This is a genomic window from Streptomyces sp. NRRL WC-3742 (genome assembly GCF_000720635.1).
Lineage (GTDB): Bacteria > Actinomycetota > Actinomycetes > Streptomycetales > Streptomycetaceae > Kitasatospora.
Window position 1 is genome coordinate 1 of the sequence record NZ_JOCF01000052.1, and the last position, 14,781, is coordinate 14,781.

Annotated in this window: 14 protein-coding genes and 1 pseudogene; 4 read left to right on the top strand and 11 right to left on the bottom strand. The window is 73.3% G+C overall.

Annotated features, from left to right (window positions below):
* Positions 1–68 precede the first annotated feature (68 nt).
* The gene (locus IH61_RS0126310) at positions 69–830 is read right to left on the bottom strand and encodes an SDR family oxidoreductase (protein WP_031074106.1); all 762 of its coding nucleotides are present in this window, start codon (positions 828–830) and stop codon (positions 69–71) included.
* A gap of 170 nt (positions 831–1,000) precedes the next feature.
* Between IH61_RS0126310 and IH61_RS0126315 the strand changes: the two genes are divergently transcribed.
* Together IH61_RS0126315 and IH61_RS0126320 are read left to right on the top strand one after the other, a co-directional pair.
* Positions 1,001–1,840 (top strand): helix-turn-helix transcriptional regulator, encoded by an 840-nt coding sequence (locus tag IH61_RS0126315; RefSeq protein WP_031074107.1) that lies wholly within the window; start codon positions 1,001–1,003, stop codon positions 1,838–1,840.
* Between the two features lie 67 nt (positions 1,841–1,907).
* Positions 1,908–2,198 (top strand): annotated as a pseudogene (locus tag IH61_RS0126320) (nuclear transport factor 2 family protein); the annotation flags it as partial.
* 48 nt (positions 2,199–2,246) lie between these two features.
* Here the strand turns inward: IH61_RS0126320 and IH61_RS0126325 are convergent.
* Positions 2,247–2,987: a tyrosine-protein phosphatase gene (locus IH61_RS0126325; protein ID WP_031074112.1), complete on the bottom strand. Its 741-nt coding sequence runs from the start codon at positions 2,985–2,987 to the stop codon at positions 2,247–2,249.
* Between the two features lie 162 nt (positions 2,988–3,149).
* Here IH61_RS0126325 and IH61_RS0126330 point away from each other — a divergent pair, with 162 nt between their 5' ends.
* Complete coding sequence (locus IH61_RS0126330) at positions 3,150–3,704, top strand: hypothetical protein (protein ID WP_031074114.1); 555 nt, start codon at positions 3,150–3,152, stop codon at positions 3,702–3,704.
* Between the two features lie 54 nt (positions 3,705–3,758).
* Here IH61_RS0126330 and IH61_RS0126335 read toward each other — a convergent pair whose 3' ends face one another.
* The 3 genes from IH61_RS0126335 to IH61_RS0126345 form a co-directional block, all read right to left on the bottom strand.
* Positions 3,759–4,607, bottom strand: a complete 849-nt coding sequence (locus IH61_RS0126335) for a hypothetical protein (protein ID WP_031074117.1) — start codon at positions 4,605–4,607, stop codon at positions 3,759–3,761.
* Positions 4,608–4,776: 169 nt separating this feature from the next.
* Positions 4,777–5,412: a TetR/AcrR family transcriptional regulator gene (locus tag IH61_RS0126340; RefSeq protein WP_031074120.1), complete on the bottom strand. Its 636-nt coding sequence runs from the start codon at positions 5,410–5,412 to the stop codon at positions 4,777–4,779.
* Positions 5,413–5,488: 76 nt separating this feature from the next.
* Positions 5,489–6,478 carry an aminoglycoside phosphotransferase family protein gene (locus IH61_RS0126345; RefSeq protein ID WP_234327336.1) on the bottom strand — a complete coding sequence of 330 codons (990 nt, stop codon included), beginning with the start codon at positions 6,476–6,478 and terminating at the stop codon, positions 5,489–5,491.
* A gap of 266 nt (positions 6,479–6,744) precedes the next feature.
* On the opposite strand from IH61_RS0126345, the gene IH61_RS0126350 reads away from it, so the two are divergent.
* A complete protein-coding gene (locus IH61_RS0126350; protein WP_051838056.1) occupies positions 6,745–9,258 on the top strand; it encodes a Tex family protein in 2,514 nt (837 codons plus the stop codon).
* Between the two features lie 162 nt (positions 9,259–9,420).
* Here IH61_RS0126350 and IH61_RS0126355 read toward each other — a convergent pair whose 3' ends face one another.
* The 6 genes from IH61_RS0126355 to IH61_RS0126380 form a co-directional block, all read right to left on the bottom strand.
* Complete coding sequence (locus IH61_RS0126355) at positions 9,421–9,882, bottom strand: SHOCT domain-containing protein (RefSeq protein WP_031074126.1); 462 nt, start codon at positions 9,880–9,882, stop codon at positions 9,421–9,423.
* Positions 9,883–9,967: 85 nt separating this feature from the next.
* Positions 9,968–10,558 carry an NUDIX hydrolase gene (locus IH61_RS0126360; protein ID WP_078911411.1) on the bottom strand — a complete coding sequence of 197 codons (591 nt, stop codon included), beginning with the start codon at positions 10,556–10,558 and terminating at the stop codon, positions 9,968–9,970.
* Positions 10,555–11,712 carry a type III polyketide synthase gene (locus IH61_RS0126365; protein ID WP_051838039.1) on the bottom strand — a complete coding sequence of 386 codons (1,158 nt, stop codon included), beginning with the start codon at positions 11,710–11,712 and terminating at the stop codon, positions 10,555–10,557. Before IH61_RS0126365 ends, IH61_RS0126360 begins: the two co-directional genes overlap by 4 nt.
* A gap of 43 nt (positions 11,713–11,755) precedes the next feature.
* Entirely contained in the window at positions 11,756–12,964 is a 1,209-nt protein-coding gene (locus IH61_RS0126370) for a cytochrome P450 (RefSeq protein WP_031074133.1), read from the bottom strand.
* Positions 12,965–13,100: 136 nt separating this feature from the next.
* Positions 13,101–13,829: a response regulator transcription factor gene (locus IH61_RS0126375; RefSeq protein WP_324607620.1), complete on the bottom strand. Its 729-nt coding sequence runs from the start codon at positions 13,827–13,829 to the stop codon at positions 13,101–13,103.
* A 19-nt stretch (positions 13,830–13,848) separates the two neighbouring features.
* Positions 13,849–14,682, bottom strand: a complete 834-nt coding sequence (locus IH61_RS0126380; protein ID WP_234327337.1) for a sensor histidine kinase — start codon at positions 14,680–14,682, stop codon at positions 13,849–13,851.
* Positions 14,683–14,781: the final 99 nt, after the last annotated feature.

Genomic DNA, 14,781 nt, shown 5'->3' on the forward strand with positions numbered 1-14,781 from the left:
CCGCGGCGAAGGCCCCCACCCGCCGCGCCCGGCCCCGCCGCCGCTGACCGGCCCGTGGCCGGCCCGTCTCACGCCTGCCGGGTCGGCAGGACGACCACCTGCCGCAGGTTGACGTGCGCGGGGCGGCTGGCGACGAAGCCGACGACGTCCGCGATCTCCTCGGCGGACAGCCCGCCGATCGCCTCGAACATGCCCCGGAGCTGCTCCGACAGGGCGGCGTTGTCCACGTGGTGTCCCAGCTCGGTGTCGGTCAGGCCGGGTTCGACGTTGGTGACGCGGACGTCACGGGGGCCGAGCTCGGTGCGCAGCAGGGTCGACAGGTGGGTGAGCGCGGCCTTGGTGGCGCCGTAGACCGCGTAGTTGGGGAAGGTGGCGTGCGCGGCGATGGAGGAGATGTTGACCAGGTCGGCGGGGCCGCCGGCGGCCGCCGCGGCGGTGAGGTCGGCGGTGAACGCGCGGATGATCCGCAGGGCGCCGGTGACGTTCGTGTCGATCATCCGGCTCCACTCGTCGATGCGCCCGTCGTCCAGGGGGTTCGGCAGCATCACCCCGGCGTTGTTCACCACCAGGTCGGCGGGTCCGTGGGCCGCGTGGACGGCTGCGGCCGCGGCGTCCACGGACGCCTGGTCGGTGACGTCCACGGGGACGGCGATCGCCCGGCCGCCCTCGGCGGCGATCTCGGCGGCGAGGGCGTCGAGCCGGTCGGCGCGGCGGGACAGCAGCGCCACGCGGGCCCCGTTGGCGGCCAGCAGACGGGCGGTGGCCGCGCCCATGCCGCTGGCGGCTCCGGTGACGACGGCGGCGCGGTCGGCGAGGGTGGCGTAGCTCATGAAAGGTGCTCCCGGTCGTGTGACGGACTGCCAGCCGCGGTGTGTCCCGGCTGGTGTGTCCCACTGTGCGAGCTTCCGGGACGGCTACCCAGGGCTGCGGTTTTCCTGGGTCTGCCAGTACCAGGCTCGGGGGTGCCCGGCCCCTGCGGTGTCGCTCTAGGCTCGAGGACATGGACAACGACCTCGGGGGTTTCCTCCAGTTGCGACGCGCCCGTATCCGGCCCGAGGACGTCGGGCTGCCCTCCCACGGGCGGCGCCGGGTGCCGGGGCTGCGCCGTGAGGAGGTCGCGCAGCTCGCCGGGGTCAGCGTGGACTACTACATCCGCCTGGAGCAGGGCCGCGGGCAGAACGTGTCGGACGCGGTCCTGGAGGCGATCGGCCGGGTGCTGCGGCTCGACGACACCGAGCAGGCCCATCTGCGGCACCTGATCCGCCCGGCGCGCACCGCCCGCCGCAGCGCGTCCCACGGCCGGCAGGCCGTACGCCCGGGGCTGCAGCTGCTGCTGGACTCCATGACCGGCACCCCGGCGTTCGTACTGGGCCGGCGGATGGACGTCCTGGCGTGGAACGCGCTCGCCGACGCCCTCGCCGACTTCTCCGCCAAGACCCCCGACGGGCGCAACCAGGCCCGGCAGGTGTTCCTCGACCCGACCGCGCGCGCCTGCTACCCGGACTGGGCCGCCGTCGCCGCCGAGACGGTGGCCTACCTGCGCCTGGACGCCGGCCGGCACCCGGACGACCCGGCGCTGTCCGCCCTGGTCGGCGAACTCTCCGTGAAGAGCGAGGACTTCCGCCGCCTGTGGGCCGACCACCAGGTCAGGGAGAAGACGTACGGTGTGAAGCGCATGATCCACGCCGTCGCCGGAGAGCTGGAGTTCGGCTACGAGACGCTGGCCCTGCCCGCCGACCCGGACCAACTGCTCGTCGCGTACACGTTCGCCCCGGACACGCCGACCGCCGAACGGCTGGCCCTGCTGGCCAGCTGGACCGCGGACACGGCGGCCCGATAGGGGCTCCGGCTCTCCGGAGCCGCCGCGCTCCGCCGAATTCCTGCTGTCGGTCAAGGAGTTGGCGGTGGGGCGGGAGGCGTTGCGGGCGTACTTCGGTGCGCGGCCGGTGGATCGGCTGTCGCGGCGGCTGATGACCAACCTGCTGGTGACGGTGGAGTCCCCGGTGGCGGCGCGGGCGGTGTCGTACCTGTCGACGTACCGGGTGGACGGCTGCACCGGCGGGATGGTCGAGCCGCGACCGCCGACGCAGGTGGGGCACTACGAGGACGTGTTCGAGGTCGTGGACGGCACCTGGCTGCTGGCCTCCCGGACCGTGCACCTGCCCTTCGGGGCGGAGACGGTGCGGTTGGCCGACTGAGTCGGGGTGCACAGGAAGTCGGCGGGGCCGACTTCCTGTGCGTGGGTCTCAAGGGGCGGTGAGCAGGTTGGCGCGCAGGGTGTCGGCCTGGGAGCGGTCGATGCCGAGGGCGCCGGTGAGGTATGCCTCGACGGAGCCGTGGCGGGTGGCGAGGTCGGCGAGGGTGAGGCGGATGACGGTCTCCGGGGCGCGGCCGTAGGCGGGCCAGCGCAGGGTGCGGCCGGGGTGGGCGGTGTGCCAGTCGGCGACCAGTCGTGCGGTGGCGCGTTCGGTGAGGGCGAAGTCGGCGGCGATGTGGTCCTCGCCGACGCCGAGGAGGGTGAGCAGCAGGGCGGCGATCAGGCCGGTGCGGTCCTTGCCGGAGGCGCAGTGGAAGGCGACGGGGCCCTCGGCGGCGGCGATCACGTCCAGGGCCTGGCGGATCTCCTTCGCGCCGTCCTCGGCGACCTCGGCGAAGCGGTCCGCGAGGTAGCGCCACGGGTCGAGGGCGGGGTCGATCTCGGCCTGGTCGTAGGGGCGGTGCTCGATGGAGAGGTTGTGGTACGCCAGCCCGTCGAAGTCCGGCACCCGGCCCTTGGCGGAGATCTCCCAGGGGTAGCGCAGGTCGATGACCGTTCCGACGCCGAGGGCGCGCAGCCGCGCGAGGTCGGCGGGGGAGTCGGCGAGCTTGCCGAGGGAGTCGGAGCGGTAGAGCCGGCCCCAGCGGACCGTCCGGCCGTCGGCGGCCGGATAGCCGCCCAGGTCGCGGAAGTTGTGCAACGTCTCGAAGCGGTGGTGACGCGTCGTCATGCGCAGAAAGGGTAGCGGTTCGGGCGGATCGGATGACCGGGGCAGATTTCTTACCGAGGAAAACTCTTGATCTGGTCCGGTACGGGCTCCGCGCCCGCGCGCTGCCTTGGGCCCGGGCCCTGGCCCCGGAGGCCGTCGGCGCGAACGGTTAGAGTCCGAGATATGCACGTAGACGCAGACGCCGCCGAGACCGCCCGCTGGAACCGGATCGGCGACCTCCTCCCGGACCCGGCCGCCGCGCAGGAGTTCAAGGACTCCCGGCTGATCGGCGAGCAGGAGGCCGGGCTCGTCGTGCTGGTCGAGCGTCTGCTCGCCGGGCAGGTGCCGCTCAGCGGGGAGGACCGCGCGCGGATCTCCGTCCTGGCCGAGACCTGGGGCCTGCGGCAGGCGGTCGCGCCGGGCCTGGTGCGCTGCCTGGGCGACGGCGGGCCGACCCCCGTGCAGCTGCTCGACGGGGACGCCGAGGAGGCCGAGGTGCTGACCGGCCGGTCGGAGCCGGAGCTCGCCGCCCTGGTCCTGGCGCCGTGGATCGGCTGCACCCGCTGCGGCCGGGTCCTGCTGCGGGCCCACGACTGGGAGGACTGGGACGACCTCTCCCACCTCGTCCAGCGCTACGTGATCATCGGGCCCGAGCACGCGTCGGCCCTGCGGATCTTCCCGGGCGACGCCGCCGAGGAGGCGTTCGCCGCGCTCCTGGAGGACTGCCCCGCCGCGTAGGCGTTCGGGCTCTCCAGGCCATCGGACGGCCCAGATGATCCACAGGGAACGTTCTCACTCGCCGCAGCCATAGCCGCTGCACGAGTTGAAGTACTCCTGTCTCCTGGCCTCCCGGCTCCGTTTGTCGGAGGCGGCGGCGCAGGTCCGCAGGTCGTGGTCGGCGGGCAGGGCGGTCAGTCCCCGCAGGGCCACGGCCGCTGTCCCCCTCCTGCGGGGTTCGGCGGCCAGGGCGGCCTTCAGTACCCGTTCCCCCGGCCCGGTGGTCGTGCGTAGCGGCGGAGTCGACACACAGGTGATCCAGAAGGCGGCCGCGAGGGACGGCAGGAGGACCGCCAGCGGGATGGGCCAGAGCCCGGGGAACGCGCGCGGCCACTCCAGGGCGGCCACGAGCATGGCGGCCAGGGCGCCGGCCAGTCTCGCCTTTCGCTGGTCCACCCATCTCACGCGTTCGACGAGTTCCTCGTCGTAGGCCAGGCCCTGCACCGCGAGCCGTGCGCGCAGGGCCTTCGCCTCCGGGGACGTGTCCACCACCCTGAGCAGCAACCTGAGATCGTTGGGGTGCGCGGACCTGAGCCAGCCGACGGCCACCTCCTCGAAATCGTTTCCGGCACGGTCCCCGGCTCCGGTGCCCGCCCAGGTACCGGCTGCGGCGGGTGTGGTGAGCGTGACGTCACCGGAGCGGGTGGCGACCAGCCGGCCGCCCTCGTGCATCGTCGTCACGGTCATCGCCCCCAGGTTTCCGGCCAGGTAGGCGAGTTCGGTCCGTGTCAGGTCGAACTCCCGCCCGGCCGCGAGCCTTTCGGCCCGGTACAACCCGCGCACCGCGCGGCGGCAGCGCACGGTGGACACGGCTGTCACCGTCCCCGCCCCCAGCAGAAGCACCAGGACCAGGAGCATCCGCATGACGTCCCCCCTCGCTGTCGGCCCCGCCCAAGTCTGTCGTCCGCGAGGGGTGCCGGGCAAGCGGCAACTAGCCGATACCGAAAGGTAGTTGACTCGTTCGGATGCCTCCGTATCGCGGGCATCCTCATCCGGGCCGCCCGCTGAGCCGGCGTGATCCGCAAGACACGGCTCAGCCCTGGCCCGCGTACCCCTGGGCCAGCAGGTCGAAGGCGTGGGTCGCATGGGAGACCGCCTCGAAGTGGAGCTCGTCGGCGCTCTGCCCGTCGTCGCGGATGCGGTGCCAGTTGTGCTCGGCCAGGACTCGCAGGGTGGCGGTGACCTGGGCGGCGAGCAGCGGCGCGGTCAGGGCGCGCGGCCCGGGGACGTCGACGGCCTCGAGCAGGGCCCCGGCGAGGGAGCGCTCGGCGCGGGCCAGGTACTCGGCGGCCCGCGCGGTCAGGGCCGGGGTGCTGCGGGCCAGCTCGCCGAAGGCGAGGACGGCGGGGTGGTCGTTGAGCCCGGTGATCGGGTCGCGCCGGGCGAGACCGTCCACGAAGTCCCGGTACAGCGCGTCGAGCACCGGCTCGCCCGCCGGGCGGTTCCGGACGACGTCGGCCGTCTGCTCCTGGTGGTCGGCGTAGCGGTGGACGACCAGATCCTCCTTGGTGGGGAAGTAGCTGAACAGCGTCGGCTTCGACACCTCGGCGGCCGCCGCCACGTCCGCCACCGACACCTGGTCGAACCCGCGCTCCAGGAACAGCGTGATCGCGGCCTCGGAGATCGCCCGCCGCGTCCGTTCCTTCTTGAGTTCCCGCAGTCCGCTCATGGCCCCAGGCTAGCAGCCGGACTTGACTCGGGCAGGTTTCTGACCTGGTCATTCGGACCGGTCGTGCGAGGTCCGCTCACGCGCTGCGGTCGGCGAGCACCTCGCGCAGGACGTGACGGGCGTTGGCGGTGCGGACCGGGTCGGTGTGCCGGTAGTACGGGACGGTGACCGCCGCGATGGAGAAGGCCCAGGCCCGGCCCCGCGCCCAGGTGGCGTCGTCCACGGCCAGCGCGGACCGGAAGGCCGGACGGGCGGAAGCGGGCAGCAGGTTCCACGCCACGATCAGGTCCGAGGTCGGGTCCCCGACGCCCATCAGGGCGAAGTCGACGACCGCGGCCAGCCGCCCGGCCCGGTTGACCAGCAGGTTGCCCGGGGTGAGGTCCCCGTGCATCCACACCGGCGGACCGGAGTGCTCCGGCAGCCGAAGCGCCTTGTCCCACAGGGCCGTTGCCGCCGCCCCGTCGATCGCCCCGCCCAACTGCGCGATGGCCGCCCGGGTCGCCCCGTCGCGGGAGGCGAGCGGCACACTGCGGTGCCCGGCCGGGCCGCCGGACGGATTGGCCGAGCGCAGCGCGATGATGAACGCCGCCAGGTCGCGGGCGAGCCCGGCGGGCGCGGCCACCGCGCCGGCCGTCGGATTGGCCCCGCTCAGCCAGCGCAGCACCGACCACTCCCACCGGTACCCGGCGGCGGGCTTGCCGACCGCCAGCGGCACGGGTATCGGCACCGGCAGCCGCGGCGCCAGCCGGTGCAGCCACTGCTGCTCCCGGCGCACGTCCCCCGCCGCCCACTCCACCCGGGGCAGCCGGACGGCGAGTTCGGGCCCGAGCCGGAACATCGCGTTGTCCCCGCTCACCGGGCCCGGGACAGCCGGGCCGGTCGAGATGCCCGGGATGTCGGAGGTGCGGGAGGCACCCGAACCGCCCGACCGGGGCGCCGGTGGCGCCGGTGTCACGGGCGTCACCGGCAGCCCCGACCACTGGGGGAACTGGGCGGAGAGCAACCGCCGCACCAGTGCCGCGTCGAGGGCCGGTTCGGCGGAGTGCATCCGGGCGGCAGCGCACATGCCCGGCAGTGTACGGCGGCACCCGCGGCCGCTCCGCCGGATTCCCGAACTGTGCACACTCGTGCGCAGCTCGCGCACAACGGCCGCCAAAGCGGCCCTCCCGCACGCGGCTTGAGTCTGCGAGAAGCCCGCGAGAAGCTCACGAGGAGCCCATGGAAGGCCCGCGCCACGCCCGGTCGCCCCGGGCGCGGCCGGGAGCCGTCACCGGCACCTGCCAGAATGCAGGACGTACGGCGAAAGCACTGAAGGAGAAGGTGACCGGCTTCGTGAGCACGCCAGTCGAACAGGGGGCCCCGCGGGCCCAGCAGGCGATCGAGCGGAAGATCGCCGATGAACTGGGCGTCCGCGAGGGGCAGGTGAAGGCGGCCGTCGACCTGCTCGACGGCGGCGCCACCGTCCCCTTCGTGGCCCGCTACCGCAAGGAGGTCACCGGCTCGCTGGACGACGCCCAGCTGCGCTCCCTCGAGGAGCGGCTGCGCTACCTGCGCGAGCTCGAGGAGCGCCGGGCGGCCGTCCTGGAGTCCATCGAGTCCCAGGGCAAGCTGGACGACGCGCTGCGCGCCCAGGTGCTCGCCGCCGACTCCAAGGCCCGGCTGGAGGACATCTACCTCCCGTACAAGCCCAAGCGCCGCACCAAGGCGCAGATCGCCCGCGAGGCCGGCCTCGAGCCGCTGGCGGACACCCTGCTCGCAGACCCGACCCAGGACCCGGCCGCGCTCGCCGCCGCCCTCGTCGCGAGCGGCAGCCTCAACGAGTCGGTGGCCGACGGCCCCGCCGCCCTCGAGGGCGCCCGCGCCATCTTGGTCGAGCGCTTCGGCGAGGACGCCGACCTCGTCGGCTCCCTGCGCGAGCGGATGTGGACGCGCGGACGCATCGTCGCCACCGTCCGCGACGGCAAGGAAGGGGACGGCGCCAAGTTCGCCGACTACTTCGACTTCGCCGAGCCCTACACCAAGCTCCCCTCGCACCGCATCCTGGCGATGCTGCGCGGCGAGAAGGAGGAGGTGCTCGACCTCGAACTCTCCCCGTACGACGGCGATTCGGCGGGCGACCTGCCCGGCGAGAACGACTACGAGCAGCGCATCGCCGCCCGCTTCGGCATCGCCGACCACGGCCGCCCGGCCGACAAGTGGCTCGGCGAAACCGTCCGTTGGGCCTGGCGCACCCGCATCCTCGTGCGCCTGGGCATCGACCTGCGCTCCCGGCTGCGCGCCGAGGCCGAGGAGGAGGCGGTGCGCGTCTTCGCCGCCAACCTGCGCGACCTGCTGCTCGCCGCCCCCGCCGGAACCCGCGCCACCATGGGCCTGGACCCGGGCTTCCGCACCGGCGTCAAGGTCGCCGTGGTCGACGCCACCGGCAAGGTCCTCGCGTACGAGACGATCTACCCGCACCAGCCCGCCAACAAGTGGGACGCCTCGATCGCCACCCTCGCCGCGCTGGCGAAGAAGCACGACGTCGACCTGGTCGCGATCGGCAACGGCACCGCCTCCCGGGAGACCGACAAGCTCGCCGAGGACCTGATCAAGCGCCACCCCGAGCTCAAGCTCACCAAGGCGATGGTCAGCGAGGCCGGCGCCTCCGTCTACTCGGCCTCCGCGTTCGCCTCCCAGGAACTGCCCGAGCTGGACGTGTCCATCCGCGGCGCGGTCTCCATCGCCCGCCGCCTCCAGGACCCGCTGGCCGAACTCGTCAAGATCGACCCCAAGTCGATCGGCGTCGGCCAGTACCAGCACGACCTCAGCGAGGTGAAGCTCTCCCGCTCCCTGGACGCCGTGGTCGAGGACTGCGTCAACGCCGTCGGCGTGGACGTCAACACCGCCTCCGCGCCGCTGCTCACCCGGGTCTCCGGCATCACCGGCACGCTCGCCGACAACATCGTGGCCCACCGCGACGCCAACGGCCCGTTCCGCACCCGCAAGCAGCTCAAGGACGTCGCCCGGCTCGGCCCCAAGGCGTTCGAGCAGTGCGCCGGCTTCCTGCGCATCCCCGGCGGCGAGGACCCGCTGGACGCCTCCAGCGTCCACCCCGAGGCGTACCCGGTGGTGCGCCGCATCCTCGCCTCCACCGGCGGGGAGCTGCGCGATCTGATCGGCAACGGCGAGCGGCTGCGCGCCCTGCGCCCGGCCGACTTCGCCGACGACACCTTCGGCGTGCCGACCGTCACCGACATCCTCGGCGAGCTGGACAAGCCCGGCCGCGACCCGCGCCCGGCCTTCCGCACCGCGACCTTCAAGGAGGGCGTCGACAAGATCGGCGACCTGGAGGTCGGCATGGTGCTGGAGGGTGTGGTCACCAACGTCGCCGCCTTCGGGGCCTTCGTGGACGTGGGCGTCCACCAGGACGGGCTGGTGCACGTCTCGGCGTTGTCGAGGAACTTCGTCAAGGACCCGCGCGAGGTGGTCAAGCCCGGCGACATCGTCAAGGTCCGGGTGCTGACGGTGGACGTGCCGCGCAAGCGGATCGGGCTCACCCTGCGGCTGGACGACGAGGTCGGCCGCGAGCGGGGCGGCGACCGGGGCGACCGGGGCGACCGGAGCGAGCGGGGCGAGCGGGGCGAGCGGGGCGAGCGCCAGGCCCGCCCGCCGCGTCAGGAGCGCCGCGGCGGCCAGGGCGGCGGCGGCCGCAGTGGCCAGGGTGGCGGGCAGGGCGGGCAGGGCGGTGCTCAGGGCGGCGGCGCCCCCGCGAACAGCGCCATGGCGGACGCCCTGCGCCGCGCCGGCCTGACCGGCGGCGGCAACGGGGGCAGCGGTGGCAACGACCGCCGCTCCGGGCGGCGCTGAGCGAGGACCGACGACATCCGTAGTGTCACTACATCCGTAGTGTCACTACATCGGTAGTGGCACTACGGATGTAGTGGCGCCGCGCGCCGGATGACGCGACTACGCCGGTAGTGGCACTACGCACGTAGTGCCACTACCGGCGTAGTTCCGTGGCCCCGGTGCTCAGACCAGCAGCTTGTCCTTGGCCCGCTGGTACTCCTCGTCCGAGATGAGGCCCTTGCTCCTGAGGTCCGCCAGCGCCGCCAGATCGTCCACGTGACTCCGCGCGCCCCCGCCACCACCGCTGCCGCCCCCGCCCTCCGGCCCGCCCTGTCCGCCGTCCGAGGTCGCCGCGTCCCTGATGTACGCCCGTACGGCGGCCTCGGTCTGCTGGGCCTGCGTGAGGTCCCGCTTGTGCATCGAGTCACCGCGGGCGATCAGGTACGCGAGTACGCCGATCAGTGGCAGGAGGATCACCAGGATGAGCCAGCCGGCCTTGCCCCAGCCGCTCAGGTCGTGGCTGCGGAAGACATCCGTGATGATCTTGAACAGCAGGAAGATCCAGAGAATCCAGAGGAACAGCTCCAGCATCGTCCAGAAGATGTTCAGCAGCGGGTAGTCCGCGGCGAGGTGATAGGTGCCCATGGCCGAGAGATATCACCCCAAAACGGGCACCGCCCCGCGCTGATCGGCTGTCCGGGTGATTCCGGGCCCTGGCCGGAACGGCCGGTCAGTCCCGCCCGGCGCGCCGGCGCAGTTCCACCGCGAGGCCGATCAGGTCGGCCCACCACTCCTCGTGGCTGGTCAGCAGGAGCCGCTGCGCCTCGTCCGCCGACACCGTCCGGACCTCGACGACCTGCTCGCCGTCCGCCGGGTTGGTCGGCGTGGAGTCCACGGTGACGTCCGCCCAGCCCCACAGCCACGCCTTCTCGGGGTGCGGCTGCCACGGCCGGTAGGGGACGAGGTCCTCGGTGCGGCAGCGGTGCGCGCCCAGCCACGCGGGCTCGCCGATCAGCCGGGCGCCCGCCTCCTCGCGCAGCTCGCGCGTCAGGCAGGAGAGCACGTTCTCGTCCTTCTCCCGGGTGCCGCCGGGCAGGAACCAGTGGTCGCGGTCGTCCCGGCACAGCACCACGCCGCCGTCCTGGAAGCCGACCACGTGGATGTTGGTGACCAGCTCGTCCGGCGGCAGCACCGTGGAGAAGAGCGCGTCGTAGCGCCCCCAGGCCCAGTACTGGCGTGCGTGCAACGCCGGGAAGAGCGCGGCGAGTTCGGCCGCTCTGTCGGAGGTCCCGGGGTCGGCCCGGTGCGTGGTGTCGGTCATTCGGTGATCGTAGTGCCGGCCGGGAAACGGAGGGGGGCGCTGGGATGGACGATGGTCACCTCGGAGGCGGAGACGATGCGGGGGCGGCGGTGCAGCGGCTCGGCGGGGGCGGCCGTCCAACTGCCCAGCGCGATCTCGGCGGTGATGCCCGGTCCGAAGCCGGCGATGAGCCCGGGGGTGCCGTCCGCGACGCCGCCCTCCGCGAAGAGCCGGGCGAGGGCGTCGAAGACGACGGCGCTGGCGATGTTGCCCCGCTCGGTGAGGGTGGCCCGGCTGTGGCGGAAGGCGGCGGGCTCGAGGCCGAGGAAGCGGCACAGGTCGTCGAGGATGCGGGGGCCGCCCGCGTGGACGATGTAGAAGCCCAGTCCGGAGACGTCCCAGCCGTGTTGGTCGGCGAGGCCGCGCAGCGCGGGCGCGAGCATCTCCATGGTGCCGGGCACCCGTTTGTCCAGCTGGAAGTGGAAGCCGGTCTCCTTGACCCCGTACGAGATCCAGTTCTCGGTGTCGGGGACGAGGTGCGAGCCGTTGCGTTCGATCCGGACGCCGTGGCCGCCCTGTCCGCGTACGACGACGGCCGCGACGGCGTCCCCGAAGAGGCCGTTGGAGAGCAGCGAGCCGACGCCGAGGTCGGTGGGCTGGTAGCAGAGGGAGCAGAACTCGCAGGCCACGATGAGGACGTTGGCGCCCGGGTAGGCGCGGCAGAAGTCGTGGGCCCGGCCGACGGCGGCGCCGCCGGCCGCGCAGCCGAGCTGGGCGATCGGCACCTGGCGGGTGTCGGGGCGGAAGCCCATGGTGTTGATCAGCCAGGCCGTCATGGAGGGCATCATGAAGCCGGTGCAGGAGACGTAGACGATCAGGTCGATGTCCCCGGCGGTCAACTCGGCGTGCCCGAGCGCGCGTTCGACGACCTCGGGGACGCGGCGCTTGGCCTCCCGCTCGTACACCTCGTTGCGGGCCTGGAGGCCCGGGTGGGTGAGGGTCGTGCCGATCGGCTGGACGAGGTGGCGGGTTTGCACCCCGGTGTTCTCGATCAGCCGTAGAGCGAGGCCGAGTTGGGGGTGTCCGGCGTGCAGGGTGCGGGCCAGGTCGAGGGTCTCGTCCAGGGTGATGACGTGCTCGGGTACGGCGATGGCCGGGCGGCACAGTGTGGCCATGGTGTGGGTCTCCCCAGGGTCGGGCGGCGTGGCGGGGGAGGGGTTACCAGGCGAGGGGCAGGGTCTGCGGGAAGCGCCAGATCGAGCCGGACTCCCAGTCGAGCTCGGACGGCGGGACGGCCAGGCGCAGCCGGGGGAAGCGCCGCAGCAGGGTGCCGATGGCGACCTGGAGCTCCATCAGGGCCAGGTGCGAGCCGAGGCAGCGGTGCTGGCCGTGGCCGAAGGTCATGTTGACGGGCCCCTCGGTGCGGTCGAGGTCCAGTTCGTCGGGGTTCCGGTAGACGGCCGGGTCCCGGTTGGCGGTGAGGTAGGAGACGTGGACGGCCTCGCCGGCGCTGATCAGCACCCCGCCGAGCTCCACGTCCTCGAGGGCGACCCGGGCGATGCCGACGCCTTGCCGGAACGGGATGAAGCGCAGCAGCTCTTCGAGGGCCTGCGGCAGCGTCTCGGGCCGGGTGCGCAGCTTGGCGAGCTGCTCGGGATGGGTGAGCAGGGTGTAGGTGATGTTGCTGAGCTGGTAGGTGCTGGTGTCGTGGCCGGTGACCAGCAGGACCATGGCCATGACGGCCAGCTCGTCGTCGTCCAGCAGTTCCTCGCCGTCGCGGGCGCCGGCCAGGGCGCTGATCAGGTCCTCGCCGGGGTCGGCGCGGCGGGCGGCGGTGAGGGTCGTGAAGTAGGCGCGCAGGCCCGCCTTGGCCTGTTCCTGGCCCTCGCGGCTGCCCGGGCCCATCCGCATCATGGCGACGGCCCAGGCGCGCAGCCGGTCGCGGTCCTCCTCGGGGATCTCCAGCAGCTCGCAGATGGTGTGCAGGGGCAGGCGGCCGGAGAGGAAGCGGGTGAGGTCGGCGGGGGCGCCGTGCTCCTCCATCTCGTCGAGGTAGCCGTCGACGACGGCCTGGGTGCGGGGGCGCATCCGTTCGACCTGGCGGTTGGTGAAGCCCTGGGCGACGAGGCGGCGCAGCCGGTTGTGGGCGGGCGGGTCCATCAGGTTGATGGACTCGGCCTGGGCGATGGCGGCGGGCGTCATGCGCGGCAGGTCGCGCCCGATGCCGGCGGCGCGGCTGAACCGGCGGTCGGTGGTGACGAGTTTGACGTCCTCGTAGCGGGTGGCGAGCCAGGCTTCGCCCTCGCCGTGCGGCAGGCGGATCCTGGCGATCGGGGCCTCGGTGAGCAGGCGCTTGAGGAGGGGGTCGAACTCCAGGCCGTCGGTGTGGTGGAAGGGGCAGTCCCACACGGGGGCGGTGGTGGTCACGGGCCGGTCCAATGGTTTTCGTCGTGAGGGACGTGAGGAACGTGTAAATGCTCCCCCCAGAAACCGGCCGAAAGGTGGATCCGTAGAACTTTTCCCCCTATCGAGCCTTGCCGCGTACGGTAGTTGACGGCCGCCCTCAGTCGTTCGCGCCGGGCGACACCAGCCCCGTCTCGTACGCCAGGACCACCGCCTGCGCCCGGTCGCGCAGGTTCAACTTGGCGAAGATCCGGGCGACATGGGTCTTCACCGTCGACTCGCTGAGGGTCAGCTCGGCCGCCAGTTCGGTGTTGGACAGGCCCCGCCCGAGCAGGGCGAGCACCTCCGCCTCGCGCGGGGTGAGCGGTGCGAGGTCGCGGTGCAGGCGGGGGGCCGCGCCCTCGGCCGCCGGGTCGGGGGCGCCCGTCGCGAAGCGCTCGACCAGGCGCCGGGTGATCGAGGGGGCGAGCAGCGCGTCGCCCGTGTCGACCAGGCGGACGGCGGCGGCCAGGTGCGCCGAGGTGACGTCCTTGAGCAGGAAGGCGCTCGCCCCGGCGGACAGCGCCGCGTAGACGTACTGGTCGAGGTCGAAGGTGGTCAGCATGATCACCCGGCAGCCGGGCACCCGGGCCAGGATGCGGCGGGCCGCCTCCAGCCCGTCCATGACGGGCATCCGGATGTCCAGCAGGGCGACGTCCGGCCGGTGGGTGACGGCCGCGGCCACCGCCTCGGCGCCGTCGCCCGCCTCGGCGACCACGTCGATGCCGCGCGCCGTGAGGATCATCCGGAAACCGGTGCGGACCAGCTCCTGGTCGTCGGCGATCACCACCCGGGGGCGGCGCGGCTGCTCCGGCTTCTCCGGCTGCTCCGGCTTCTCCATGTCGTTCATCGCACCCTCTCCTGTCCCGTCACGGCCCCTCCAGGGGGATGCGCGCCCTCACCCGGTAGCCGCCGCCGAGCCGGCGCCGGGCGTCCAGGTCCCCTCCGTACACGGCGACGCGCTCGCGCAGGCCGATCAGCCCGCGCCCGGCGCCGTCCGCCCGGGGCTTGGGCGCCCTGGCGGGGTCGCCGGCCAGGACGCTCGGTCCGCTGTTCAGCACCTCCACCCGCAGGTAGTGCTCCGCGTACCGCACCGTCACCTGGGCCGTCACCCCGTCCCCGTGCTTGAGCGCGTTGGTCAGCGCCTCCTGGACGATCCGGTACGCCGTCACGTCCACCCCGCCCGGCAGCGGCCGCGGCTCGCCCGAGATCCGCACCTCCACCGGCAGCCCGGCGAAGGCGAAGCGGTCGATCAGCGGGCTCAGCCGGCTCAGGCTCGGCTGCGGGGCGAAGTCGTCCGACTCCGCCTCCTCCGTGCCGTCCGCCGCCGGGGCGAGCAGGCCGAGCAGGTGGCGCAGCTCCGTCATGGTGGTGCGGCCCGCCTCCTCGACGGCGGTCATCGCCGCCGCCGCCTCCTCGGGCATGGTGGTCAGCACCTCGCGCGCCGCGCCGGCCTGGACCACCATCAGGCTCACGTTGTGGCTGACGATGTCGTGCAACTCGGCGGCGATCCGCGCCCGTTCGGCGTCCACGGCGGTACGGGCGGCGCTCTCCCGCTCCCGTTCCAGCAGCCAGCCGCGCTCGCCCGCCGCCGCCCGGTGGCGCCGCCGCACGCGGACCAGCGCCACCGCCAGCCAGAGCGCCACCGCGCCCGCCACCCCGGCGGCCGCGAAGGCCGCCCAGTTCATCCCCGTCCCTGACACGTGGGACAGCTTCGCAGGTCACGTCATGATCCACATCATCCGGGGGGTGCCGCCCGGATACATCCCCGGTACTACGGCCCGCCGGGGTTACATCCAGGG

Bases quoted from the DNA above. Each gene is read 5' to 3' on its own strand.
- IH61_RS0126330 (WP_031074114.1), top strand. From the start codon at position 3,150: ATGCACGTAGACGCAGACGCCGCCGAGACCGCCCGCTGGAACCGGATC.
- IH61_RS0126375 (WP_324607620.1), bottom strand. From the start codon at position 13,829: ATGAACGACATGGAGAAGCCGGAGCAGCCGGAGAAGCCGGAGCAGCCG.
- IH61_RS0126345 (WP_234327336.1), bottom strand. From the start codon at position 6,478: ATGTGCGCTGCCGCCCGGATGCACTCCGCCGAACCGGCCCTCGACGCG.
- IH61_RS0126310 (WP_031074106.1), bottom strand. From the start codon at position 830: ATGAGCTACGCCACCCTCGCCGACCGCGCCGCCGTCGTCACCGGAGCC.
- IH61_RS0126355 (WP_031074126.1), bottom strand. From the start codon at position 9,882: ATGGGCACCTATCACCTCGCCGCGGACTACCCGCTGCTGAACATCTTC.
- IH61_RS0126315 (WP_031074107.1), top strand. From the start codon at position 1,001: ATGGACAACGACCTCGGGGGTTTCCTCCAGTTGCGACGCGCCCGTATC.
- IH61_RS0126340 (WP_031074120.1), bottom strand. From the start codon at position 5,412: ATGAGCGGACTGCGGGAACTCAAGAAGGAACGGACGCGGCGGGCGATC.
- IH61_RS0126365 (WP_051838039.1), bottom strand. From the start codon at position 11,712: ATGGCCACACTGTGCCGCCCGGCCATCGCCGTACCCGAGCACGTCATC.
- IH61_RS0126360 (WP_078911411.1), bottom strand. From the start codon at position 10,558: ATGACCGACACCACGCACCGGGCCGACCCCGGGACCTCCGACAGAGCG.
- IH61_RS0126335 (WP_031074117.1), bottom strand. From the start codon at position 4,607: ATGCGGATGCTCCTGGTCCTGGTGCTTCTGCTGGGGGCGGGGACGGTG.
- IH61_RS0126325 (WP_031074112.1), bottom strand. From the start codon at position 2,987: ATGACGACGCGTCACCACCGCTTCGAGACGTTGCACAACTTCCGCGAC.